Source organism: Bradyrhizobium oropedii (genome assembly GCF_020889685.1).
Lineage (GTDB): Bacteria > Pseudomonadota > Alphaproteobacteria > Rhizobiales > Xanthobacteraceae > Bradyrhizobium > Bradyrhizobium oropedii.
Window position 1 is genome coordinate 18,857 of record NZ_JACMYO010000005.1, and the last position, 23,077, is coordinate 41,933.

Annotated in this window: 22 protein-coding genes and 1 pseudogene; 22 read left to right on the forward strand and 1 reads right to left on the reverse strand. The window is 64.3% G+C overall.

Annotation, left to right across the window (positions count from 1 at the left end; genetic code table 11):
- Nucleotides 1–231 precede the first annotated feature (231 nt).
- The 3 genes from H8A95_RS02785 to H8A95_RS02795 all read left to right on the forward strand — a co-directional run bounded on the left by H8A95_RS02785 (nucleotide 232) and on the right by H8A95_RS02795 (nucleotide 5,876).
- Entirely contained in the window at nucleotides 232–2,445 is a 2,214-nt protein-coding gene (locus H8A95_RS02785; RefSeq protein ID WP_229181692.1) for an O-linked N-acetylglucosamine transferase, SPINDLY family protein, read from the forward strand.
- 72 nt (nucleotides 2,446–2,517) lie between these two features.
- Nucleotides 2,518–4,968, forward strand: coding sequence for a tetratricopeptide repeat protein (locus H8A95_RS02790; protein ID WP_229181693.1), 2,451 nt, complete (start codon nucleotides 2,518–2,520; stop codon nucleotides 4,966–4,968).
- A gap of 275 nt (nucleotides 4,969–5,243) precedes the next feature.
- The gene (locus H8A95_RS02795) at nucleotides 5,244–5,876 is read left to right on the forward strand and encodes an RNA polymerase sigma factor (RefSeq protein WP_229181694.1); all 633 of its coding nucleotides are present in this window, start codon (nucleotides 5,244–5,246) and stop codon (nucleotides 5,874–5,876) included.
- A gap of 102 nt (nucleotides 5,877–5,978) precedes the next feature.
- Here H8A95_RS02795 and H8A95_RS02800 read toward each other — a convergent pair whose 3' ends face one another.
- Nucleotides 5,979–6,578 (reverse strand): prepilin peptidase, encoded by a 600-nt coding sequence (locus H8A95_RS02800; RefSeq protein WP_229181695.1) that lies wholly within the window; start codon nucleotides 6,576–6,578, stop codon nucleotides 5,979–5,981.
- A gap of 125 nt (nucleotides 6,579–6,703) precedes the next feature.
- Between H8A95_RS02800 and H8A95_RS02805 the strand changes: the two genes are divergently transcribed.
- From H8A95_RS02805 to H8A95_RS02895, 19 genes and pseudogenes are all read left to right on the forward strand, one after another.
- Nucleotides 6,704–8,365: a GspE/PulE family protein gene (locus H8A95_RS02805; RefSeq protein ID WP_229181696.1), complete on the forward strand. Its 1,662-nt coding sequence runs from the start codon at nucleotides 6,704–6,706 to the stop codon at nucleotides 8,363–8,365.
- Nucleotides 8,366–8,372: 7 nt separating this feature from the next.
- Nucleotides 8,373–9,578, forward strand: coding sequence for a type II secretion system F family protein (locus tag H8A95_RS02810; protein ID WP_229181697.1), 1,206 nt, complete (start codon nucleotides 8,373–8,375; stop codon nucleotides 9,576–9,578).
- A gap of 8 nt (nucleotides 9,579–9,586) precedes the next feature.
- The gene (locus tag H8A95_RS02815) at nucleotides 9,587–10,036 is read left to right on the forward strand and encodes a prepilin-type N-terminal cleavage/methylation domain-containing protein (protein WP_274617366.1); all 450 of its coding nucleotides are present in this window, start codon (nucleotides 9,587–9,589) and stop codon (nucleotides 10,034–10,036) included.
- Nucleotides 9,984–10,472, forward strand: coding sequence for a prepilin-type N-terminal cleavage/methylation domain-containing protein (locus H8A95_RS02820; RefSeq protein ID WP_229181699.1), 489 nt, complete (start codon nucleotides 9,984–9,986; stop codon nucleotides 10,470–10,472). The genes H8A95_RS02815 and H8A95_RS02820 overlap by 53 nt, the downstream gene beginning before the upstream one ends.
- Nucleotides 10,469–11,233, forward strand: a complete 765-nt coding sequence (locus H8A95_RS02825) for a PulJ/GspJ family protein (protein ID WP_229181700.1) — start codon at nucleotides 10,469–10,471, stop codon at nucleotides 11,231–11,233. The genes H8A95_RS02820 and H8A95_RS02825 overlap by 4 nt, the downstream gene beginning before the upstream one ends.
- The gene (locus tag H8A95_RS02830; RefSeq protein ID WP_229181701.1) at nucleotides 11,230–12,165 is read left to right on the forward strand and encodes a type II secretion system minor pseudopilin; all 936 of its coding nucleotides are present in this window, start codon (nucleotides 11,230–11,232) and stop codon (nucleotides 12,163–12,165) included. Before H8A95_RS02825 ends, H8A95_RS02830 begins: the two co-directional genes overlap by 4 nt.
- Nucleotides 12,165–13,220, forward strand: a complete 1,056-nt coding sequence (locus H8A95_RS02835; protein ID WP_229181702.1) for a PilN domain-containing protein — start codon at nucleotides 12,165–12,167, stop codon at nucleotides 13,218–13,220. Before H8A95_RS02830 ends, H8A95_RS02835 begins: the two co-directional genes overlap by 1 nt.
- A gap of 3 nt (nucleotides 13,221–13,223) precedes the next feature.
- The gene (gene gspM / locus H8A95_RS02840; protein WP_229181703.1) at nucleotides 13,224–13,802 is read left to right on the forward strand and encodes a type II secretion system protein GspM; all 579 of its coding nucleotides are present in this window, start codon (nucleotides 13,224–13,226) and stop codon (nucleotides 13,800–13,802) included.
- 110 nt (nucleotides 13,803–13,912) lie between these two features.
- On the forward strand, nucleotides 13,913–14,368 hold the full coding sequence (locus tag H8A95_RS02845) for a hypothetical protein (RefSeq protein WP_229181704.1): 456 nt from the start codon (nucleotides 13,913–13,915) through the stop codon (nucleotides 14,366–14,368).
- Between the two features lies 1 nt (nucleotide 14,369).
- Nucleotides 14,370–15,317, forward strand: a complete 948-nt coding sequence (locus H8A95_RS02850; protein ID WP_229181705.1) for a UDP-glucuronic acid decarboxylase family protein — start codon at nucleotides 14,370–14,372, stop codon at nucleotides 15,315–15,317.
- A gap of 713 nt (nucleotides 15,318–16,030) precedes the next feature.
- Nucleotides 16,031–17,389 (forward strand): ABC transporter substrate-binding protein, encoded by a 1,359-nt coding sequence (locus H8A95_RS02855; RefSeq protein ID WP_229181706.1) that lies wholly within the window; start codon nucleotides 16,031–16,033, stop codon nucleotides 17,387–17,389.
- Between the two features lie 70 nt (nucleotides 17,390–17,459).
- A complete protein-coding gene (locus H8A95_RS02860; RefSeq protein ID WP_229181707.1) occupies nucleotides 17,460–18,434 on the forward strand; it encodes a carbohydrate ABC transporter permease in 975 nt (324 codons plus the stop codon).
- Complete coding sequence (locus tag H8A95_RS02865; RefSeq protein WP_229181708.1) at nucleotides 18,431–19,393, forward strand: carbohydrate ABC transporter permease; 963 nt, start codon at nucleotides 18,431–18,433, stop codon at nucleotides 19,391–19,393. Before H8A95_RS02860 ends, H8A95_RS02865 begins: the two co-directional genes overlap by 4 nt.
- A gap of 68 nt (nucleotides 19,394–19,461) precedes the next feature.
- Nucleotides 19,462–19,590 carry a hypothetical protein gene (locus H8A95_RS44340; protein ID WP_420831274.1) on the forward strand — a complete coding sequence of 43 codons (129 nt, stop codon included), beginning with the start codon at nucleotides 19,462–19,464 and terminating at the stop codon, nucleotides 19,588–19,590.
- Between the two features lie 4 nt (nucleotides 19,591–19,594).
- The gene (locus H8A95_RS02875; RefSeq protein ID WP_229181710.1) at nucleotides 19,595–20,692 is read left to right on the forward strand and encodes an ABC transporter ATP-binding protein; all 1,098 of its coding nucleotides are present in this window, start codon (nucleotides 19,595–19,597) and stop codon (nucleotides 20,690–20,692) included.
- A complete protein-coding gene (locus H8A95_RS02880) occupies nucleotides 20,685–21,710 on the forward strand; it encodes an ABC transporter ATP-binding protein (protein ID WP_229181711.1) in 1,026 nt (341 codons plus the stop codon). Before H8A95_RS02875 ends, H8A95_RS02880 begins: the two co-directional genes overlap by 8 nt.
- A 21-nt stretch (nucleotides 21,711–21,731) precedes the next feature.
- A pseudogene (gene dhaL, locus H8A95_RS02885) lies at nucleotides 21,732–22,343 on the forward strand (dihydroxyacetone kinase subunit DhaL); the annotation flags it as partial.
- 7 nt (nucleotides 22,344–22,350) lie between these two features.
- Complete coding sequence (gene dhaM / locus H8A95_RS02890; protein ID WP_021076445.1) at nucleotides 22,351–22,743, forward strand: dihydroxyacetone kinase phosphoryl donor subunit DhaM; 393 nt, start codon at nucleotides 22,351–22,353, stop codon at nucleotides 22,741–22,743.
- Between the two features lie 31 nt (nucleotides 22,744–22,774).
- Nucleotides 22,775–23,077 carry an HPr family phosphocarrier protein gene (locus tag H8A95_RS02895; protein WP_229181712.1) on the forward strand — a complete coding sequence of 101 codons (303 nt, stop codon included), beginning with the start codon at nucleotides 22,775–22,777 and terminating at the stop codon, nucleotides 23,075–23,077.

The window sequence follows — 23,077 nt, forward strand, 5'->3', positions numbered from 1 at the left end:
CATCTCATGCGTCGACGTCATGTCATTGTCGCCGGTGATGGTCTTCACATCTGATAGACAACGCGACATTTGGCTGAGCGCAGAGATTAATTTCAATCATCGTCCGAAATATTACTTGGCAACGGGACGCGAGATGATCTATGGACGTCAGGTCTAGCGGCGTAGCTCTCAACGAGTGATGTCAGATAGATACAATCTTCGCGCGATCTTCTGCCAAGCGGGGCCTCCCACATGGAAGACAATTCGAGCGGGCGACTTGCGATTCGCGTGGAGCATAGCGGCCATGCGATTCTGGCGCGGCCGACGCCGCATCCATTCACATATGGGCGTGGTGAACTTCCATCATCGAGCCTGACGCGGGCGCAGGATCTGCATCAGCAGGGTGTCGCGCACGCGCGGCAGGATCGCTGGCGCCAGGCGTTGCGGGCGTTCAACGAGGCGGCGCGGTTGGCACCCGAGCAAGCCGGCTTCAACTACTGCAAGGGTGTTGCGCTCTGCCGCTTCGATCGCTTCGACGATGCGCGCGAGGCATTCATGGCCGAGCTCAGGGTGACGCCCAGTCACGCGCCGGCGCTCGCCGAGATCGGCACCTGTCTGGCGCGCACCGGACGTGCGCGCGACGGCATTCCCTATCTGCAGGAAGGCCTGCGGCTGATGCCGCAGATGCCGCTCGCGCAATACAGCCTCGGCCTTGCGCTGCTCACGGAGAGCCGGCGCAACGAGGCGATTGAGGCGCTCGACAAGTCGATCATGCTCGACGCCGGCTATGTGGATGCCTATCGCACCCGCGGCCTTGCCTATGTGATGGACGGCAAGTTCGACAAGGCGGTCGACGACCTCCGCGCCGCATCCACGCTCGACAGCCAGAACTACAAGGCGATCCTCGAGCTCGGCATGAACTTCGGTGCGGCCGCACGCGAGCAGCAGGCGGCAAGATTGTTTGAGCTCGCCGCCGACAGCGCGCCGGATGTCGCTCTGCCGCAATATCTCTACGGCCACTTCCTGATCAATCATCGCCAGTTCGAGCGCGGGCTCGGCTATGTCGATCGCGCGCTCGCGATCGATCCGCTGCGCGCCGAACATCACGTCGCCCGGGGCTTCGGCGTCCTCGGGCAGGGGCGCGTCGAGGACGCCGTCGCGGCCTATCGGCGTGCCGGCGAGCTCGATCCCGCAAACGCCGCGATCGCCGGAACGCTGCTGTTCGCGCTTCAGCACAAGCCCGGCGTCACCCGCGAGGAGCTGCTGCGCGAGCACAGACGCTGGGCGACGCTCTATCGCCCGCAAGCGCCCATGGATCGTCTGGCGTTTTCGAACGTGCCGGATCCGGCACGCAAGCCGCGGCTTGGCCTGGTGTCGGCCGACCTGCATCGTCACGCCGTGTCGTTCCTCGTGCTGCGTGCGTTCGAAGCGCTTGCTGCGCTCGGTTACGAGATTTGCTGCTACAAGACCGACAGCAAGCGGCTCGATGACGATTTCAGCGAACGCTACAAGGAAATTTCGCTATCCTGGCGAGATGTGTCCGGCATGGACGAGGCTGCGCTGGGGCAGCAGATCATCGATGATCGCATCGATGTGCTGTTCGATCTTGCAGGCCACACCGCGGGCAGCCGGCTGTCTCTGTTCGCCGCGCGCGCGGCGCCGATCCAGCTCGGCTGGGCCGGCTATGTCGGCACCGTTGGGCTCGACACTTATGAGGGTCTGATCGCCGATCCGGTGGAGATTCCGCCGGAGCACGATGCGACCTACATGGAGCGGCCGATCCGCCTGCCGGACTGCTACGTCTGCTATCAGCCGCCCGAGAAAGCTCCCGAGGTGCCGCCGCTGCCGAGCCTGAACGGCGGCCGCTTCACCTTCGGCTGTTTCAACCGCCCCGCCAAGCTCAACGGCGAGGTCGGCAAGGCCTGGGCGCGTATTCTCGAGCAGGTGCCGGACTCGCGCATTCTGATGGTTTATGGCGGCCTCGGCGAGGCGAGCACGCGCGAGGCCATCTATCGGGTCCTCGGCGAAGGCGGCGTGCCGCCTGAGCGCGTCGAGCTGGTGGGCGAGGCCGAACAGCCGAAGCTCCTGCTCGCCTATGGCGAGGTGGATGTCGCGCTCGATCCGTTCCCATATTCGGCGGGCGTGACCACGCTCGAGGCGATGTGGATGGGCGTTCCGACTGTGACCTTCGTCGGCGACACCTTCGCCGGCCGTCACTCAGCCGCCCATTTGACCGCCGCCGGGCTCGGCAGCTTCTGCACGCTCAGCATCGACGACTACGTTGCCATGGCGGTCGAGTGGACACATCGCCGCGACGAACTCGCCGAGCTGCGCCGCGGCCTGCGCGATCGTATCGCCGCTTCGCCGCTGTGCGACGCGCCGCGGTTCGCCGGCAACCTGTCACGCGAATTGATGCGGCTGTGGACCGAATGGTGCGAGGCGCGCGCCACACGCGAAGCGGCCTAGGGCGCGGATCAGCGCAGCGCCATCCGGAGAGACGAAGAAGGCACGGACAAGCCGGGGATAAGGACCACATTGATGTCGAAAGCAGCGATCAGCGAAGCGCAGGCGTTGCGTGCCGGCCTGTCCATGCTGACCCAAGCTCCGGCCGAACGGCGCATGGAATTCATCCAGACGATCGTTAATCGCGCGCTGGCTCTTCTGCGCGAAGGTCAGCTCGACAGCGCCGAAGTGTTGCTCGAAACCCTGCAGGATGAGCCTCTGGTGCGGCAGCATGGGCTGCACCTCCGTGGCGTGATCGCGCTGCACCGCGACGAGGACGAGCAGGCGCTGGACCTGCTTGAGGAGGCGATCAGGCTCAATCCTGCAGACGGTGAAGCACACGCCAATCTCGGCGTCCTCCTGCTCAAGGCGCGCCAGCATCCGCAGGCGCTGGCCGCCTATGCCGCTGCTCTGACGTTGCAGCCGAACAATGCCACGGCGTTGCTTGGGATGGCCCGCGCATTCGCGGCAGTGGACTTGACGGATTTTGCCTATGACGCATTTCGCGACGTGCGGGCATGCGCGCCGGACGATGTCAGGCCGGTGGTCGATTTTGCAACGCTGTTGAATGATACGGACCGGAATGACGAGGCCATGGCATTGTTGCGCGATGTTCTCGCGCAACATCCGGAATTTGCAGATCTGCACACGATGCTGGCGATCTGCCTGTTCGCACGGGGCGACTGGCTGGCGGCATGGGCGGAATTCGAATGGCGGCTGAAGGAACCGCAGGTCAGTAAGCACCTGTTGTCCACCGATCGCCCGCAGTGGAAGGGCGAGGATCTCGCCGGCAAGACGATCCTCTTGCAATTCGAGCAAGGCTTCGGCGACACCCTGCAATTCGTACGCTACGCGCCGATGGTCAAGGCGCGCGGTGGCCGCGTGATCCTGCGCGCGCAAGGACCGCTGCTGCCGATGTTGCGAACCGTCGCCGGCATTGACGATGTGTTTGATTCGACGGACGAGGCACCGGCCTTCGACGTGCATGTGCCGTTGCTGTCGTTGCCGCTGATCTTCGGAACGCAGAACGATACCGTTCCTGCGGCGGTTCCCTACATTGCACCGGATCCGGATCTCGTCGCCAAATGGCGCGGGCGGTTAGGGGCCCCTTCCGGTCCTGCCGTCGGGCTGGTCTGGCAAGGCAATCCGTCGCATGCCTACGACTGGCGCCGCTCGCTTCCATTCGATCGGCTGCGGCCCTTGCTCGACTGCCCGGGTGCGCGCTTCGTCAGCTTGCAGGTGGGGCCCGGACAGCGGCAACTGACGGAGTTTGACGCTGGTATCGTCAATGTCGGTGCAGAGATCGATACACGATCCTTCGTCGATGCAGCGGCAATCATTGCCAACCTCGACCTCGTGATCACGGTCGATAGTGCGATCGCGCATCTGGCCGGCGCGATGGGCAAACCGGTCTGGATTCTGCTCGCCAAGGGGAGTGATTGGCGCTGGCTCAAGGGGCGCGACGACACGCCTTGGTATCCGCAGGCGCGCCTGTTCCGGCAAACCAGCCCGGGCGATTGGACCGAAGTGATCGGACGGCTAGCCGCAGCGCTGTGGTCCTTCGTCAGCGCCGCTGTTCCGGCGGCCGAGGGCGAGACTGCGGATCCGGTTTCAGCTTCGGTACGGCGAATGACCGCGCCGCGGCCCGTATCGGATCCTGTTCTGTGTGACGCACTGTTCGTCGAGGCCTGCCGTCAGCACAAAGCGGGCAATCTCGATCGCGCGGAACGGCTGTTCGAACGGATCCTCGCGTTCGATCCGGGGCATGTCAACGCGCTCTGCAATCTCGGTGCGCTCGAGCTCGATACCGGCCGCAGCGCGCCTGCGCTCGAACGGCTGCGGATGGCCGTAGAGTTGGCGCCCGATCTCGTCCCGGTTCGGATCGGACTTGCCGAGGCATTGATGGATGCCAAGAGAACCGAACAGGCGCTCGCTCAGTATGCCAAGGCGATCGAGCTTGCGCCGGTGAACGCCGGCGTGCACGCGGCCTACGCGACCGCGCTGCGCAAGCTCGGCGATCACGGGCAGGCCGGCATGCATGCCGATACGATGAAGCGCCTGGTCTACCAGCATTACCGCAAGGCAGTGGAACTCGCGCCCCGCAGCGATGCCATGCATGCCCAGTATGCGCTTGCGTTGTGCGAGTTTGGCGACCTCGACGATGCCATGAGCCATTTCCTGGCGGCGACGAAGATCAATCAGCAGCAATCATCAGAGTTCTACGAGGCGCTCGGCCGCACCTGCGCTGCGCGCGGCAACTCGCAGGGCGCGGAGATCAGCCTGAAGCACGCAGTTGCACTCGATCCGCGCCGCGCGACAGCCCATTGTACCCTCGGCGATCTTTATCTCGTGCTCGACCGGCCTGACGATGCCGAGGCCAGTTTCCGCGAAGCGCTGACCATCGACGCAGAAAGTGTCGTGGCCCTGCGGGGAATCGAACGCGTGCAGGCGTCGCAGCAGACCATGCTCGTCAACGGGATGTCGTGAGATGAACATCGTCGCGAGCAATCGCAGTCAAGTTCGCGCAGAACCTTGCGCAATGTATGGAACCTGCAGATGCGCGATCGTTGTCGCAACGAGCGATGTGCTACCGGCGCACACATCGCTTGGAAAAAATCAAATGTGTGTCATCGCTTGTAGCGAGGTGTGTCGTGAATTGAGTGCTCGCTGTGGTTTCATTGCCATGTCATTAACTGCGGCTAGAAACGACGCGACCGGATGGATGCATCTCAAATGCCGCGGTTGGGGATGGGGTCCCTGCAATGAGCGACACCACTCGAGCGGCGTTGCTCACGCTCCTCGTCGCAAGCTACGACGATCTCAAACAACGTTTGACGCGTCGGGCTGGCTCTGCCGATCTCGCCAACGAAGCCTTGCAGGATACGTTTCTGCGCTTGAGCAATGCGGATGGTATCGGACCTGTCCGCGATCTCCATGCATATCTGTTTCGTGTGGCGATGAGCGCCATCAGCAATCGCCGTGTGGCGGAGCGTCGCCGTCGCATCGCGCGCGAGGCGGATCCGCTGTTCGACTTGCCGGACGAAACACCCGGCCCGGACAGGATCATCGAGGCGCGTTCGGAGATCAACGCGCTCAAGCGTTCGATCGAGGAGCTGCCGACCCGTCGCCGGGAGATCTTCATGGCAATATGTGTTGAAGATGCGCCATTGAGGCTCGTAGCGGAGCGCTTCGGCATCAGTGTTCGCACGGTGCAGGTTGAGCTCAAGCAGGCGCTGGCGCATTGCGCGATCTGCCTCGATCGCAACGCGCGGATGCCCGGAGTTGCATTCCGACGTCGGAGCCCGTTCGGCCAGAGGGATCACGCACCGCGAGTTTCGCTGGGTGATGAAGGTACGGTCCTGGCGCGGCGGTGGCCATTGGGCGATGGCAGGTAACATGCGATGGAACGGCAGAGTCACATCGTCGGATGTGTCGAGGCGACCAGGCGGCGCGTGGTGCTTGAGTGGCGATGCTCCCGTCACCTGAATCAGGTGCGCTCAAAACCAGGTCGCCTGCAGCCGTATGCCGTAGTCGACCAACCAGAGGGCGGGACACAGGAAGGCACCGAGCGGCAGCTTCGTTGTTCGCTCGATGGATTGGTCGCGCAGCCGGGCCAGCAGGACGGCGATCAAGGCGGCAGTGCTTGCCAATGCGAAACACAGAGGTACCGCGTCGAGCGGGAGCCATGCGCCAATGGCTGCCGCGAGCTTGACGTCGCCGAGCCCGATACCTTCACGCCGTCGCAGCCATTGGTAGGTCCGGCGCAGCAACCACAGTGCCGTGGCCACCAGGAAGGAGCCGCTCAGCGCGCTGGTCGGCCCGTTCCAGCGATCATACGAACCGAGCGCGGCCGCAACGACCAGCCCGGCGAGCAGAGCACCTCCGGTGACAATATCGGGAAGCAGGAAGTGGCGCGCGTCGACATCGGCGCCGGCAACCATGAGGGTGCCGAGAACTGTCGAGGCCAACGCCTGCGGCCATGGCAGCGTTGCCCAGGACAACAGCGCAGTGATCGCGAATCCGCAGGCCAGCACGGTGCGATCGGGAAGCAGCGTGTGCGGACCAGCAGCGTCGCCGGTGTGGTCGTTGGGCGTCATCGTTGTCTCGCGTCGCTTCGTGCAGTGCGAACACCGGTCGTGCAGGCCAAGTTGATCGGAACCCTGGCATGATAGCGCGTGAAAGCAATACGACTGCGACGACGCCCGTGCCGCCGATCGATTTCATGGCCTATCTCGCCGGCAGGGGAGCGTTGCGCGATGGCCAGAAGGAGGACAACGCTGGTCGGAGCCGTAACGCGGACGGATCGACCGGCAATGTCGATTGGAGTGCCATCACGAAACTCACCCCCTCGGCACTGGCCGACGAACTGGCCAGCTTCTATCGGTGCGACCGCGTCCGCCGCGACGATCTGGTCGATGGGCGCTTCGCCGGCAGCGAGATGTCGACGCGATTTCTGAAGGAGGAGCGCCTGTTCCCTTACGAGGGGGTGGGCGGGGCGTTGCGTCTTGCGGTGGCCGGGCCCGTCGACAGTGAGACACTGCGGGCAGTTGAGCTCGTGCTGCGCCGGTCAATTGCGCTTGCGGTGGCGACGGCCGAGGATCTGGAGGCTGCGCTCTCATTGCGGCTGGAGGCCGATCGACCCAGCGACGCCGTCCCGGAGGCGGGCACCGGAGCGGGGGAGGACGATCTCGACAATCTGCGCGACCTCGCGCGTGGCGCGCCGGTGGTGCGGGCGCTCGACGACCTGCTGCGCCTGGCGGTCGACCAGCGCGCGACCGATCTGCACATCGAGCCGGCCGGCAACGTGCTGCAGGTTCGGCTGCGCGTCGACGGCATGCTCAAGCACGTGTCCGCGCCGCCGATGAGCATGTCCAAGGGGATCCTGTCGCGCCTCAAGATCATGGCGGGTCTCAATATCACCGAGCGTCGCCTGGCGCAGGACGGGCGCGCCCATATCGTCGTCGGCGGCAGCGAGATTGATTTGCGCGTCGCGACCATGCCCACGATGTATGGCGAATGCGCGGTCATTCGGTTGTTGCGCAAGGGAGCCGGCCTGGTGTCGCTCGACCAGGTGGGCCTCAGTGCGCGCGACGAGGCTGTTCTACGCAAGGCATTGCAGGCGCCCTATGGCATGGTCATCGTCACCGGACCGACCGGGTCGGGCAAGACCACGACGCTGGCGGCATCGCTCGCGGTGATCAACGAGCCGACCCGCAAGATCCTCACGATCGAGGATCCGGTCGAATACCAGATTCCGGGGATCACCCAGACTCAGGTGCACCCCGGCATCGGGCTCACCTTCGCGTCCGCGCTGCGCTCATTCATGCGGCTCGACCCTGACGTCATCATGGTCGGCGAGATGCGCGATTCCGAGACGGCCCATATCGGCGTCCATGCTGCACTGACCGGCCATCTGGTGTTGACGACGCTGCACACCAACACCGCGGCAGGGGCCATCACGCGCATGATCGACATGGGTGTCGAGAGCTTTCTGCTGGCGTCTTGCGCGCGGGTGATCGTGGCACAGCGGTTGGTGCGGATCCTGTGCGACCACTGCAAGGAAAGCTATTCGCTGTCGGCGGCTGATATCGCCGCCGACGAACGGTACACAGCACTCGGCGTCGAGGCAGGCGAGGTGGTCTGCCGGCCGAAAGGGTGTGACTGGTGCGGTTCGACTGGTTTCCGCGGACGCAAGGGCGTGTTCGAGATCATGGAGATCGGCCCTGCGCTGCGGCGCTCAATCGGCCCGAAAACCGATGCCTCCGACCTCGAGGCCGCGGCACGGCGCGCGGGCATGACGTCGATGACTGAGGACGGCGTGGCGAAGCTGCGGGCCGGGCAGACCACGCTTGACGAAATCTTCCGCTTGACCATGAGCCTGTAGGGCGATCATGCCACACTACCGCTACCGTGCGTTGACCAAGGCCGGAGAGATCATTCTCGGCGACGTCGACGCACCGACGCGTGAGGAGGTACTGCGGCGCATCGAATATCTCGGCCATCTGCCGGTCGAAGCCGAGATCGCGGGCCGCAAGGCGCTCGGCGCGGGCGTATCGAGCGGCGCTGTGCCCCGGCAGCGCGAGCTGACGACCGTTCTTCGCCTGCTGGCCTTGCTGCTCCGCTCTGGATTGACGCTGGAGGCGGCGCTGCAGACGCTGGAGGAAGACACCAACAAGGCGGTGTCGCGCTTCGCTGGCGGGCTGCGCTCGGCGGTCTCGGGCGGCGACGGGTTTGCCGAGGCATTGGAACGCCACAACCAGATCATCGAGCCGATTTATATCGCGATGGTGCGCGCCGGCGAGGCGTCCGGAAAGCTGGAAGTGGTGTTGCGGGCAATCGTCGAGGACCGGACGCGGCGCGAACAGCTGTCGCAACGGATCTCGGGGGCGGTTCGCTATCCGATGTTCCTGGTCGGGTCGGCCCTGGTCATCCTGTTTTTCTTTCTGCTCTATGTCGTCCCGCAATTCGAGTCGGTGTTCTCGGAGCTGCGCGGGAAGCTCAATTCGGGCGCCGCGTTCGCGCTCACGATGTCGACCTGGCTGCGGGCTCATCTCAACACGTTCCTCGGGAGCTGCGCCGGGCTGCTGCTGCTCGGCTGGCTGATCCTGCGTCAGCCGGCGGCGCGGGCCTCGTTGATGGCCGTCCTAGGAGTCGTCCCCGGTGTGTCGGGACCGATGCATGACCGCCGCACCGCGCGCTTCATCGGTACGCTGGGTCTTTTGATCGAGAACGGCGTCGCATTGCCGACCGCACTGAAGATCCTGCGCGACATCATGACCGAGCCCCGCTATGCGGCGGCCGTAGAGCAGGTCCACGAACAGGTGCGCAACGGCCGCCGCTTCATCGAGGCGCTGGCCGAGAGCGAACTGGTGCCGCCGCTTGCGGTTCGCATGCTCCGGGTCGGCGACGAGACCGGCGACTTGTCGGCGATCGCGCACCATGCGGCGGAACTCTATGAGCAGCGGCTCGCCATCGGCCTCGATCGGCTGATGGGCGCGATCGGGCCGATCACCATCATCGTCGTCAGCATCGGCATCGGGACGCTGATCGTGTCGATCATGAGCGCGCTGCTCAGCATCACCGAGCTTGCGATGTAGGGGCGGCGATGGCGCGAGCGAAGATCACCGGTTCATGTGCGGGGACGACCCTGATCGAGATGATGGCGGTGATGCTGATTATCTCGATGCTGGCGTCGCTGGTGGTGACGATGATGCCGGGCACCGGGCGCGGCAATTTGAAGGCGTTGACGCTGCAGGCCGCCGCACTGCTGCGGCGTGAACGGCTTGCGGCGATTCTGTCCGGGCAACGCCGGCTGGTGTCGCTCGACGGCAATACGCGGACGCTGGTTGGGCAGAGCGGGTCGGTCGCGGTTCCGCGCGACGTCATGCTCGATGTGGTCGGCGTGGACGAAGTGTGGTCGGGACGCCGGGCAGTCGTCCGGTTCGAGCCGGACGGCGCCTCCACCGGCGCGGTGTTGAAATTCTCTTGGGAGAATGTGCGCTATGAAGTCGACGTCAACTGGTATAGTGGGCGTGTTGCGGTCGATCTGCCCTGAACCGCGTGCGGCAAGCGCCGGGTTCACGCTGATCGAGGCGCTGGTGGCGCTGGCCTTGCTGCTGGCGTTCGTGTCCGTGCTCGGCCCGCATCTGTTCTATGCACGGCGCATCGCCGACAATATCGACGGCCGCATCGCCGCGCAGACCCTGTTGCGCACATTGCTCGATGCGCCGGTCGATCGCTCGATCCTCGGTAATGGTCCGCGCGACGGCGAAGTCGCGGGTCTGCGCTGGTCGGTCGCGGCCGAGCCGATGTTCGTCGACGCAATGGTTCCGCAGCAGGACGTGTCGGTGCCCGCGGCAGGGGATAAGAAGAAGGGAGACGAGAAGCGTCCGAGCTGGGTTGCATTTCATCTTGTTGCGACGGTGTCGTGGGCGCCCGGACAGATGGTCAGCGCCGATACGTTGCGGCTCGGATTGGGAGGCGGGGAATGATCGCGGCTGCCCGCCTGGGCCGTCGCGCGGAGCACGGCTTCACCTTGATCGAAGTGCTTGCTGCGCTCGCCATCGGGTCCGCGGTCATCGCCTCGACTGCGGTGCTGGTCAACAACGTCGCGCTGAATTTCGACCGCAGAACCGGTCTGGCGGGACGAACGGACCAGCTGCTGCTCGCCGTCGACCGCCTCGCGGCTGACCTTGGCCCGGCCCGTCAGGTGCAGCAGCCCAACGGCGGCAGCGATACCGCGAGCACATTCAGCGGCGATGCCGTTGAGGTGAGGTTTGTCACGGGAAGCGGTGCGGCGTCCGGAACCCTGGGCGAGGAGGTGATCGGCCTGCGGGTCGAGGCGACCGACGGCGTCGATTATCTGGTTCGGCGGCGCGCGCGATGGCGCGGGCAGAGCACGCCGTTCGCCAGCGTCTTGCTGCAGGATCCCGTCCGCTTGATCGAAGGGCAGGTCGACATGAGTTTTGCGTTCGCGAGCCTCGGCCCGGACGGGACGTTGTCCTGGAGCGAGACGTGGAGCGGCAAGCCATCCTTGCCTCGGCTGGTGCGGTTGACGATCCGTGACCGCGCAAGCGGCGCCGATCTCCTCCCGGGGCTTCAATTCGTCCTGCGCGCCGATGCGCCGGCCGCCTGCGCCCAGCCCGGGGCCAATGCCAAATGCGCGACCGCAGGCAAGCCCGACTCGCCGCAGCAGACTGTTCCGGCAAATGACGCATCCGCCAAGGGTGCGCCGGCGGGAGCACGCGAATGAGCAGCCGGTCTAACCAACGTGGAATGGTTCTCCTCACCGTGTTGTGGGCGATTGCGCTGTGCTCGGTGCTCGCCATGGCAACATCGACGACCTTTCGCAGTCTCGCGGGAATCATCCGGATCGACCGAGATCGTGTGCAGGCCGACGGGCTGCTGACCGCGGGGCTCGAGGGAGCCGCCGGCATCGTCGCGACGCTGGGCGATGCTCCGCTCACCGAGCGCGGCACGACGCTGACGTTTCCGAGCGGATCGGTGCGCATCACCGTGAGTGACGAGGGCGGCCGCATCGACATCGGAAGGGCCCCGGTGGAACTTTTGGCATCGCTGCTGCGCCATGTCGGTGCCGCGGACGACGATGCGACCACCGTGGCGCAACGGATCGTCGCGCTTCGTGAGAAAGAAGGACAGCCGAAGTCAAACGATGCGCCGGCGCGGCCGAACGATGCGGCGAAGCCGCCGGTGCCGGCGGGCAAGCCTGACCAGCCGGCCGCCGCTTCGCCGTTCACCGACATCGGGCAGCTCGCCAGCGTTCCCGGCATGCGGTCGGAATGGACGGCAGCGATGGCCCCCCTGATCACGGTGTTTGGCTGCGATTCCGTCAATCCACTCACTGCGCCGGTCGGGGTGCTGCAGGCGTTGCCGTCCTTCGATGCAGCGCGGCTCGACACCTTTCTCGACATGCGGAGTGCTCGACTGGCCGACCCCGAGCGGCTCGGCTTCGTCCTCGGCGCGGCGCAGAAATACCTCAAGGTTCAGCCGAAGCACGTCGTCGCGGTCGATCTGGTCGCCAGCACGACCAGTAGATACACCGCCGCTGCCAAAGCTTTCATCGTGCTGCTCGCCGAGGACAAGCAGCCGTATCGGGTTCTTGCCTGGAATCCGGTTTCGCCGTTCGCCAGGTCAAGCGCCGTGGCCTCGATGGAGGTGCGCTGATGAACATCGATGTGATGATGCGGCGCTGGGTCGACATATTGGCCCGCCTATGGCTCGGCTGGCAGGAGCGGCGCCGCGCCCGCCAATGGCTGAGGGTCGTCAGGGACGGCAGCGAATGGGTGCTTAAGGACGCGAAGAGGTCGGTCAGGGCAAAGCCCGCGACCGGGCCGGACGGCACCGCGCTGCCGAACGAGATGGTTCGTGCCGCGCAGAAATCCTTCGTCATCTTGCAACTTCCAGCCCTCAATGTTGTCTCGCGCGCGATGACCGTTCCCGCGCAGGCACGGGACCTGCTCGCCGGCATCGTGCGCAACCAGTTCGAGCGGCTGTTCCCGTGGAGGGCGAGCCAGGCCGCCTATGGTTTCAACGCCGTGCCCGGTGAGGATGCAAACGTCCTCGATGTGCAGGTTCTTGCCACCTCGCGCAGCACGCTCGACGAGGCGTGCGGGCAGCTTGCCGCGCTGGGGCTTCGTGTCGACCGTGTCGTCGCAGCAGCCGGCCGTACTGATGCTGCTTCTGACGTCACGTTGTGGTCCCGTCTCGCCGACACAACCGATACCAGCCTGTCGCGGACGCGGAGGTTGATCGCGGGCCTGATGGTCGTAACGGCAGGGTTGACCATTGTCGTGAACGTCTGGGCGTTTATGAGCGCAGCTTCCGCGGACGGCGAAAGCGACGACGTCGGATCGCGCGTTGCGGCACTGCAACGCCAGATCAGGGGCAACTCGTCGCGCGAGCAGATCGCCGCGCTCGCTCCCCCTGAACGGGCGCAGGCCCTGAAGGAAACGTCGTCGGTTGCGGTCGTCGTGGTCGAGGCCCTGTCGCGCGTGCTTCCCGAAACGTCCTATCTGACGGAGTTGAACATGGACGGTGCGACGCTGCGCCTTGTCGGTCTGGCCGGCGACGCCCCGTCGCTGATTGCACCGCTCGAGCAGTCCGGCCAGTTCAAAGACGTCCATTTCTTCGCCCCGACAACGCGCAACGCTGATGGCGGGCGTTTCGTGTTTCACATCGAGGCCCGGGTCGAGCCGCATTTCAGGATCGATGGAGAGTGACTGGTGCTGAAATCGAAGCTCAGTTTCAACCTCAACTTCAATTTCGACCGAGAACAGGTCTTCGCGGTCGGTGGCTTCTGCACGCTGCTGATCGTCTGTGCGATTGCGATTGCGTGGGCGTTGCAGGCGCGCGCCAATGCCTTGCAGCACCTCGCTGAGCAGAGCGATCAACTTGCGGCGCTGCAGGCGCGCGCGCGACCGGCCGCCAATCAGCGCGCGCAGACTAAAATCCGCGCAGCACCGGAGGCTGCCTTCCTGGATGCTCCGACCAGCGGGCTCGCTACGGCGCAGTTCCAGGCTTACCTGTCCGAACTTGCCACAGGTCAACACGCGGTCGTGGTCTCATCCGGAGTCCCGGCTGATCGCGATGAGAAGAGCGATGCGATCAAGCTTCAGGTCTCCCTGAATGCCACGCTGCCGGCGCTGCAGGCCTTGCTCTATCGCCTTGAAAGCGGTGCGCCCTATGTCTTCGTCGACGCGCTGTTGATGCAGCCGGTGGGATCCGCCGATCGCGCTGCAGCCGATCCGATGTTGAAGGTCAATCTGACGGTGCACGCCTTCTGGCGTCGCAAGACTGCATGAGGTGCGCCGTGCAACCGTTCACCGATCGCTTCCGGCGAGACAATTACAGCGAGCAATGCCACAAATCTGCAAGATGTGGATGTTATCATCCGCCGGCGGTGGAGAGTGCAATGAGTACCCGCGGCGCGTCGTCTCACAAGCATCCCAGATCGGGTCTGCAACTCGTTGTGACCGTAATGGCTGGGATGTTCTGTTCGGCTGCGCATGCAGCCGAATTCACCATCGTGAATGCGTCAAACGCCCCATTGCAGCATCTCTATCTATCGCCGTGCGGAGCACGGCAGTGGGGACCGGACCAGTTTTCCGGCGCGTTGCCGCCGTCGAGATTTTTCACGGTCTCCGGCATCACGCCGGGATGCTACGACATCCAGTTTGTCGTTGCTCCATGGAATAACTGCGTCATCGCCGGCGCTTCGCTTCGCCGCAGGGCGGTCTGGAAGGTCACGCAGTGGACTGTCTTCGGTTCGCAGAGCGGTGATTGCTCACATGTTGCGGGTTACGTGCCCGCAGGTCGACAGCCGTGGATCTGGCAACCGGCATCAAGCTCGGACATGAAGAGGGAGTGACGTGGCAAAGGTGTTGGTCACCGGCGGCGCCGGATTTCTTGGCTCGCATCTGTGCGAGCGGCTTGTCGATCAAGGTCACGATGTGCTTTGCGTCGACAACTACTTTACCGGCAGCAGGGCGAATATTGCGCATCTCATCGGCAATCCGCGCTTCGAAATGCTGCGGCACGATGTGACGTTCCCGCTCTATGTGGAAGTGGACCAGATCTACAATCTGGCGTGCCCTGCGTCTCCGATCCATTACCAGTTCGACCCGGTCCAGACCACCAAGACCAGCGTCCACGGCGCCATCAACATGCTTGGGCTCGCCAAGCGCGTGAAGGCAAAAATCCTCCAGGCATCGACCTCCGAAGTGTACGGCGATCCCGAAATCCATCCGCAGGTCGAATCCTATTGGGGGCACGTCAATCCCATTGGCCTGCGTTCCTGCTATGACGAGGGCAAGCGCTGCGCCGAGACGTTGTTCTTCGACTATTGGCGGCAGCACGGCTTGCGGATCAAGGTTGTGCGGATATTCAACACCTATGGCCCTCGCATGCACCCGAACGACGGCCGTGTCGTGTCGAACTTCATCGTTCAGGCGCTCGGGGGCAATGACATCACGATCTACGGGGATGGCAGCCAGACCCGCAGCTTCTGCTATGTCGACGACCTCATCGAGGCGATGATCCGCGCAATGAACACGCCGAACGAATTCACCGGGCCCATTAATATCGGCAATCCCCGCGAGTTCACCATCCGTGAGCTGGCCGAGCAGGTCATTGCACTGACCGGATCACGCAGCAAATTGGTGTTCGCGCCGCTGCCTTCGGATGATCCGCGTCAGAGGCAGCCGAACATCACGCTGGCTCGCAGGGTGCTCGGCTGGGAGCCGAGCGTCGATCTCAATGATGGGTTGGAGCGAACGATCAGCTACTTTCGCAGCCAGCTGCGGGCGGCCGCAGAATAGCATCGCGTGACGGTTCAGGATTCGATGCGGCTTCGAATTGTCCGTAGGCGCTCGCTTCGGGCACGCGTGTCGGGTTCTGCCGCTATGAAGCGGCATCGACGGCATCGTGCAACTTGTTTCACGTTGCGATGCAATGAACGTTCAGTAAAATGATTTATTAAACACGGGTGCCGGGCCAAGCCTGGTGTTTTTCGTTATCGGCGTAGCGCCGGGTCGCGCTGCCAGGCGCGGCCGTCAAGACAGAGTCTGAGCTGCAATCCGATTCGTCGCAGTCGGAGGCCTGACGCGGCAGCCTTTCGTGCCGCGGCGCGACTGCGATAAGATTCTGCTGCGGTACAGCAAATTCGGCCTACTTGCCGTCTGCGATGATCCGCGCGGCGATCGTCGCCCGGTGGAAGTCCGCGAGTCCCCATCGCTGCACTGCGGTGGATACGTTCGTGCCGGCGAGCGTGGCGAGCCTTTCTTTGGGGCCCGCGAGAAACCGCCTTGACGGCCTCCCGAATTTAGTAATACGTTTAGTATTACAAAAACGATAAACATCGCGCATCGAGCAGATGTGTGGGAGGAGCCCAGCCATCCGGACTGCAATGTCCGGAAGCGCTTTGTTTCGCCCTCCATCATCGCTCATCAACTCGTTTTCGAAATCCTCGGCGTCAATCCGGCAAGGATGCGTCGAGCGGGTTAGGTGCTTCAACGATAGGGAGGAAATGGATATGCGAAGATTGGGATGGTTACGCAGTACGGCGGCGTCCGCGGTTGTTGCGGCCGCAGCCCTCGGGGGGCTCGGCGGCGGGCAAGCCGCAGCGCAAGGCAAGCAGCTGACACTTTGCTGGGCGGCTTGGGATCCTGCCAACGCGCTGGTCGAGCTGGGCAAGGACTTCACCAAGCAATCCGGCATCGAGATGAAATACGAGTTCGTCCCCTGGACGAGCTACGCCGATCGCTTCCTCAACGAGCTGAATTCCCACGGCAAGCTCTGCGACCTGATCATCGGCGACAGCCAGTGGATCGGCGGCGCCGCCGAGAACAAGTGGTACGTCAAGCTCAACGACTTCTTCGATAAGGAGAAGATCTCGATGGACGACTTCGTCCCGGCGACCGTCGTCGGCTACTCGCAGTGGCCGAAGAACACGCCGAACTATTGGGCGCTGCCGGCCATGGCCGATGCGGTGGGCTGGACCTACCGCAAGGACTGGTTCGCGCGGCCCGAGATCCAATCCGCGTTCAAGGCCAAGTACGGCCGCGACCTGGCGCCGCCGAAGACCTATGACGAGCTGAAGCAGATCGGCGAGTTCTTTCAGGGCCACGAGATCGACGGCAAGAAGGTCTATGGCGCCTACATCTTCACCGAGCGCGGCTCGGAGGGGATCACGATGGGCGTGACCAACGTGCTCTACAATTACGGCTTCGCCTACGACAATCCGAAGAAGCCGTACCAGATGCAGGGCATCGTCAACTCGGCCGACGCAGCCAAGGGGCTCGAGTTCTACAAGGAGCTCTACAAGTGCTGCACCGCGCCGGGCATGACCAACGCCTACATGCAGGAAGGACTTGATGCCTTCAAGTCCGGCCAGGTCGCGATGCAGATGAACTGGTTCGCCTTCTTCCCCGGCCTCTACAAGGATCCGAATGTCGGCGGCGACAAGATCGGATTCTTCGTCAATCCGGCCGGTCCGAAGGGGCATTTCACGCAGCTCGGCGGGCAGGGCATCTCGGTGGTGGCGACCTCCGACCACAAGGACGACGCGCTCGCCTACATCAAGTGGTTCGCGCAGCCGGCCGTGCAGCAGAAGTGGTGGCAGATCGGCGGCTACTCCGCCCTCAAGGCCGTGGTCGACGCGCCCGACTTCCCCAAGAGCGCGGCGTTCGCGCCGCAATTCCTGGAGTCGATGGGCATCGTCAAGGACTTCTGGGCCGAGCCGTCCTACGCTCAGCTGCTGCTCGACATGCAGAAGCGGGTGCATGACTACGTCGTTGCCGACAAGGGCACGGCACAGCAGGCGCTCGATCTCCTGGTCAAGGATTGGACCAAGGTGTTCAAGGAGCAGGGCAAGGAAGTCGCCTCGCAATAGACGGCGCCCGTACTCCACCTGAACTGGCTTCCCCGAGGGCTGCCTCGGGGAGGCCGAACCAGCCCAGCCGATGGACACGATGACGACGATCCTGCAACCCGATCATGCTACGATCCGAGGCGTGAGCAAGCCTGCCAAATCCCGCGCTGCCCGGCGCGTCCACGGTCTGTCGGACCGGACCATTGCCTGGCTGTTCGTCGCGCCGACGATCGCGCTGCTGCTTGCCATCAACATCTTTCCGTTGATCTGGATGATCCGGCTGTCCTTCACCAACCTCAACCTCAGCATGTCCTATCTGCCGCTGCGGTTCGTTGGCCTCGACAATTTCAGGGACATCCTCTCCGACGAGGACGTCTGGTTCCGGCTGCAGACCACGGCGCAGTTCGTGATCTCGTCGGTGGCGTTGCAGGTGGTCGTGGGCTTCGGCCTGGCGCTCCTGATCAACCGTCAGTTTCGCGGCCACAGCTTCTGGACCACGATCATCCTGCTGCCGATGATGCTGTCGCCGGCGGTGGTCGGCAATTTCTGGACGCTGCTGCTGCAGCCGCAGATCGGGCCGTTCAATTATCTGATCAGCCTGTTCACCGGTGTGCCGCCGAGCTCGTTCAGCATGACCGGGCAGGTGTCGCTCGCGCCCTGGACCATCGTGCTGGTCGATACCTGGATGTGGGCGCCCTATGTCATGCTGATCTGCCTCGCCGGGCTGCGCTCGATCCCGGATTACATCTATGAGGCCGCGGAGGTCGATCGTGCCTCGGCATGGCGGCAATTCTGGTCGATCACGCTGCCGATGACGGTGCCGTTCCTGATGCTCGCGGTGCTGTTCCGCGCCATCGAGAATTTCAAGATGTTCGACATGGTCAACCTCCTGACCTCGGGCGGTCCGGGCTCGACCACCGAGCTGGTCTCGATCTCGCTGAAGCGCGCGGCGTTCGAGAAGTGGCGCACCGGCTATTCTTCGGCGCTTGCCATCATCCTGTTCGTGACCGTGTTCGGCGCCGCCAACATCTACGTCAAGACGCTCAACAAGGTGAAGCAACGATGACCGCTGCCGCCACCAAATCCACCGCGCATTCCATCGTCGAAGCCTCGCCGCGCGCCAAGGCGTTCGCCAGCGGTCTCGTCATCCTCTATGCCGTGATCACGATCCTGCCGCTGCTGTGGATCGTCGCCACCGCCTTCAAGTCGCAGAGCGATGCCATCGCCTATCCGCCCAAGGTGATCTTCGAGCCGACCCTCGAAGGCTACGTGAACCTGTTCACGGTGCGCACGCGCCAGACGCCGGACTTCATCGCCAAGCTGCCGCCGCCGCAGACCTGGTACGACAAGCTGGTCCGGCAGCGCGACATGGTCATCGCCGGGCCGTCCAAGGTCGTGCCGCGCTTCGTCAACTCGCTGATCATCGGCTTCGGCTCGACCTTCCTGGCGGTCTTCCTCGGTACGCTTGCGGCCTACGCGTTCTCGCGCTTCCGCATACCTCTGGCGGACGATCTGCTGTTCTTCATCCTGTCGACGCGCATGATGCCGCCCGTCGCCGTGGCGATCCCGATCTATTTGATGTACCGGCAGCTCAACCTGACCGACACGCGGCTCGGCATGATCCTGCTCTACACCGCCGTGAACGTCTCGCTCGCGGTCTGGCTGCTCAAGGGCTTCATCGACGAGATCCCGCGCGAGTATGAGGAGGCGGCCCTGGTCGACGGCTATACGCGGCTGCAAGCGTTGCGCAAGGTGGTGTTGCCGCAGGCCGTCACGGGAATTGCGGCGACCGCGATCTTCTGCCTGATCTTCTCCTGGAACGAGTACGCCTTCGCGGTGCTGCTGACCAGCGGTGAGGCCCAGACCATGCCACCCTTCATCCCCTTCATCATCGGTGAGGGAGGGCAGGATTGGCCGGCGGTCGCGGCCGCGACCACGCTGTTCGTCGTCCCGATCGTCATGTTCACGGTGCTGTTGCGCAAGCATCTGCTGCGCGGCATCACCTTCGGAGCGGTGCGCAAATGAGCGGGTCTGTGGTTGCCAAAGGTAGTGTAGCGCGCTGGTTCCGTCGCGGGCCGTGGGAGGCCGTCGCGATGACCCTGATCGGAGGCGGCATCGTCATGCTGGTGCAGCCCTGGTCGATCGATCTCTACAGCTACTCCTTCGTGACGATCCTTGCCGGCACGGTCGGCTTCGTCATCGTCAGCCATTTTCCGGAATAGGGCCATGGCACAGATCCGTATCGAAAACCTGCGCAAGTCGTTCGATCAGTTCACCGCGGTGGAAGGTTCGACCTTCACGATCGACGACGGGACGTTCTTTGCAATGCTCGGGCCCTCCGGCTGCGGCAAGACCACCACCTTGCGCATGATCGCCGGCCTCGAGCTGCCGACTGAAGGCAAGATCCTGCTCGATGGCGAGGACGTCACGTTCCACCGCGCTGCCGCGCGCGATATCGCTTTCGTCTTCCAGCTGTTCGCACTCTATCCGCATATGAATGTCGGGGAGAACATCGGCTTCCCCCTGAAGTGCCAAGGCATGGGCCGGCGCGAGATCCGCGAGCGGGTGCAGGAGACCGCGCGGATGTTGCGGATCGAGCATCTGCTGTCGAGCAAGACCTCGAAGCTCTCGGGCGGCGACCGGCAGCGCGTCGCGCTCGGGCGCGCCATGGTGCGGCGGCCGAAGGCGTTCCTGATGGACGAGCCGCTGGGCGCGCTGGACGCCGAATTCCGCCATCTGATGTGCGGTGAGCTGCGCGACCTGCACGATCGCATCAAGGCGACCACAGTCTACGTCACTCATGACCAGCTCGAGGCGATGTCGATGGCCGACCAGATCGCCGTCATGAACAGGGGGCGCGTCGAGCAGATCGGCACGCCGCAGGAGGTCTACGACCGGCCCGCAAGCATGTTCGTCGCCGACTTCATCGGCTCGCCGCCGATGAACTTCCTGCGCTTCGAGGGCGGCCTGCGATCCGGCGATCGCGCGGTCAGCTTCCACGACACCAGGCTTGCGGTGCCGGAGATCCGCGAGGACCGTGCCAACGCGCCGCTGGCGCTCGGCGTCCGTCCGGAGCATATCCGCTTCGCCGACACCGGCGCCGTTCGCGGCGAGGTGTTCGGCGCGGAATATCTCGGCACCACCCAGATCGTCACCGTCGACACCGCCTATGGACGGGTCGCGGCGCGGTTGTCTTCAAGCGCATCGGTGCGGATCGGTGAAAACATCGGTCTCGAATTCAACGCCGAGCGGTTGGCGCTGTTCGACATCGGCAGCGGGCTTGCGATCCGGACCGCCAATGGGGAGGGCCCGCGCCATGGCTGACGTCACCCTGCGCAACGTCACCAAGCGCTTCGGCGCGGTGGACGCGGTCCGCGACCTCTCGCTGACGGTGAGCGACGGCGAGTTCCTGGTGCTGCTCGGACCGAGCGGCGCCGGCAAGACCACGGCACTGCGGCTGATCACCGGATTGGAGACCCCTGATGCGGGCTCTGTCATGATCGACGGGCGCGACGTGACGCACGATGCGCCCGGATCGCGCGATATCGCCTTCGTGTTCCAGCAGTACTCGCTGTATCCGCATCTGACGGTCTACGACAATCTGGCATTTCCGCTGCGCTCGCCGGCGCGGCGGGTGGCGGAGCCGATTATCCGCAAGCGCGTCGAGCAGACCGCCGAGCTGCTGCATATCGCGAGCAAGCTGAACAACCGCGCCACCCGGCTGTCCGGCGGTGAGATGCAGCGCGTGGCGATCGGCCGTGCCCTGGTCCGCGATCCCTCGATCTATCTGATGGACGAGCCGCTTTCCTCGCTCGACGCAAAGCTCCGCAGCGAGCTTCGGCTCGAGCTCAAGCGGATCCAGATCGAGCTCGGCGCGACTATTCTCTATGTCACCCACGATCAGGTCGAGGCGATGACGATGGCCTCGCGCATCGGCGTGATCAAAGACGGCCAGTTACTTCAGCTCGGCACGCCGCGGGAGATCTACGAAAGCCCGTCGAGCAGCTATGTCGCCTCGCGGCTCGGGACGCCGCAGATCAATTTCCTGCCGGCACACCTGCTTTCGGATGTAGCAATGCCGTCGGGAACCGAGACGGTCGGCATTCGCACCGAGCATCTTCAGCTTGCCGCGCGCAATGGCGGGCAGATGGTCGGTCGTGTGCACCGGGTCGAGCACCTCGGCGAGCAGAATCATATTCATCTGGACTATAAGGGCGAGACGCTGGTGACACTGGCCGATCCGCATCAGCCGTTGCAGGCCGGCCAGGAGGTCGACTTGCATCTGGTGCATCCGTTGTGTTTCGACCGTGCGGGGCAGCGCATTGCCGCGGCGGTTCATTAGAGGGGCGAGAGGATCGAAGAGATGTCGGTGCCATCAGAGACATTCAAGTCGTTGGTCAAGGCGGCCGCAGAGCAGGTCATTGCCAGCGCGCCGGAGCTGACGAGCCTCGACCAGGCGATCGGCGACGGTGACCACGGGACCAACATGAAGCGCGGTTGCGAAGCCGTGCTCGGCAAGCTCGATGCCATCTCGGCACAGCCGCTCGACGAAGCGTTCAAGATGATCGGCAAGACCCTGGTGATGACGGTCGGCGGTGCCTCCGGGCCGCTTTATGGCAGCTTCTTTCTCGCCGCGGGCGAGGCGCTCTCGCACGACAAGGACCTGCCAGATGATCTCGCTGACGTCTTCGGCAGTGCCGTGAACGCGGTGAGCGCGCGCGGCCGCTCGCAGGTTGGCGAGAAGACGATGCTGGATGTGCTTGTTCCCGTGCTGGAGACGTTGAAGACGTCGGCCGGCCAGCCGGATCTGATCGCGCGGGTGCGCAGCACGGCGACCGAAGCGGTCGAACGGACCGCGCCGATGCAGGCCACCAAGGGGCGCGCGTCGTTCCTCGGCGCGCGCAGCGTTGGACATGTCGATCCCGGCGCGCGGTCGAGCTGCGTGCTGGTGCATGCGGTGTGCGCGGGCCTGGAGCGCGCGCATGACCGAGACCGTGGGGATCGTGATCGTTTCGCATTCCAGCGACATAGCCAAGGGAACTGCCGACATGGTGCGGCAGATGGTCGGGAGCGAGGTCAAGGTGGCCTTCTGCGGCGGCAATCCCGACGGAGGATTGGGCACCAGCGTGCCGCTGATCATCGACGCCATCAATGCCGCCTGGTCCCCCAAGGGGGTCGCGGTGCTGGTCGATCTCGGCGGCGCCGAGACCAACAGTGAAATGGCGGTCGAGATGCTGGAGCCTGCGCGGCGCGATCTCGTTGTCGTCTGCAACGCGCCGATCGTCGAGGGCGCTGTGATGGCGGCGACCGAGGCGGCGGGCGGCAGCTCGCTGGCTCAGGTCAAGGCCGTGGCCGAGGAACTCTCTGCCGATTGAGATGTCGGCGAAGTGATGATGGATGATGAGTATGCTTGATAAAGCGGACGGACAGATATTCACCGGCAGCGTACGACTGGTGCACGCGGTAGGCATGCACGCGCGCCCGGCGGTCAAGCTGACCAAGCTCGCCAAGAAGTTCCAGGCTCAGATCTCGGTGCGGGTCGCCGGTGCGCCCGAGTGGATCAATGCCAAGAGCGTGGCCAAGATCATGGCGATGCGCGCCGCGCACGGCAGCACGATCGAGATCAAGGCGTCGGGCAGCGATGCCGAGGCGGCCGTTGCCGCGCTGGTCGATCTGGTCGCCAGCGATTTTCCGGATGGAGCGGGCTAG

Excerpts from the sequence above, each read along its gene's own strand:
- H8A95_RS02820 (WP_229181699.1), top strand. The coding sequence starts at position 9,984 with ATGAAGTCGACGTCAACTGGTATAGTGGGCGTGTTGCGGTCGATCTGC.
- H8A95_RS02845 (WP_229181704.1), top strand. The coding sequence starts at position 13,913 with ATGAGTACCCGCGGCGCGTCGTCTCACAAGCATCCCAGATCGGGTCTG.
- H8A95_RS02865 (WP_229181708.1), top strand. The coding sequence starts at position 18,431 with ATGACCGCTGCCGCCACCAAATCCACCGCGCATTCCATCGTCGAAGCC.
- H8A95_RS02860 (WP_229181707.1), top strand. The coding sequence starts at position 17,460 with ATGGACACGATGACGACGATCCTGCAACCCGATCATGCTACGATCCGA.
- H8A95_RS44340 (WP_420831274.1), top strand. The coding sequence starts at position 19,462 with ATGACCCTGATCGGAGGCGGCATCGTCATGCTGGTGCAGCCCTGGTCG.
- H8A95_RS02825 (WP_229181700.1), top strand. The coding sequence starts at position 10,469 with ATGATCGCGGCTGCCCGCCTGGGCCGTCGCGCGGAGCACGGCTTCACC.
- dhaM (WP_021076445.1), top strand. The coding sequence starts at position 22,351 with ATGACCGAGACCGTGGGGATCGTGATCGTTTCGCATTCCAGCGACATA.
- H8A95_RS02835 (WP_229181702.1), top strand. The coding sequence starts at position 12,165 with ATGAACATCGATGTGATGATGCGGCGCTGGGTCGACATATTGGCCCGC.
- H8A95_RS02830 (WP_229181701.1), top strand. The coding sequence starts at position 11,230 with ATGAGCAGCCGGTCTAACCAACGTGGAATGGTTCTCCTCACCGTGTTG.
- H8A95_RS02895 (WP_229181712.1), top strand. The coding sequence starts at position 22,775 with ATGCTTGATAAAGCGGACGGACAGATATTCACCGGCAGCGTACGACTG.
- H8A95_RS02790 (WP_229181693.1), top strand. The coding sequence starts at position 2,518 with ATGTCGAAAGCAGCGATCAGCGAAGCGCAGGCGTTGCGTGCCGGCCTG.
- H8A95_RS02795 (WP_229181694.1), top strand. The coding sequence starts at position 5,244 with ATGAGCGACACCACTCGAGCGGCGTTGCTCACGCTCCTCGTCGCAAGC.
- H8A95_RS02815 (WP_274617366.1), top strand. The coding sequence starts at position 9,587 with ATGGCGCGAGCGAAGATCACCGGTTCATGTGCGGGGACGACCCTGATC.
- H8A95_RS02785 (WP_229181692.1), top strand. The coding sequence starts at position 232 with ATGGAAGACAATTCGAGCGGGCGACTTGCGATTCGCGTGGAGCATAGC.
- H8A95_RS02880 (WP_229181711.1), top strand. The coding sequence starts at position 20,685 with ATGGCTGACGTCACCCTGCGCAACGTCACCAAGCGCTTCGGCGCGGTG.
- H8A95_RS02875 (WP_229181710.1), top strand. The coding sequence starts at position 19,595 with ATGGCACAGATCCGTATCGAAAACCTGCGCAAGTCGTTCGATCAGTTC.
- H8A95_RS02810 (WP_229181697.1), top strand. The coding sequence starts at position 8,373 with ATGCCACACTACCGCTACCGTGCGTTGACCAAGGCCGGAGAGATCATT.
- H8A95_RS02855 (WP_229181706.1), top strand. The coding sequence starts at position 16,031 with ATGCGAAGATTGGGATGGTTACGCAGTACGGCGGCGTCCGCGGTTGTT.
- H8A95_RS02800 (WP_229181695.1), bottom strand. The coding sequence starts at position 6,578 with ATGACGCCCAACGACCACACCGGCGACGCTGCTGGTCCGCACACGCTG.
- H8A95_RS02805 (WP_229181696.1), top strand. The coding sequence starts at position 6,704 with ATGGCCTATCTCGCCGGCAGGGGAGCGTTGCGCGATGGCCAGAAGGAG.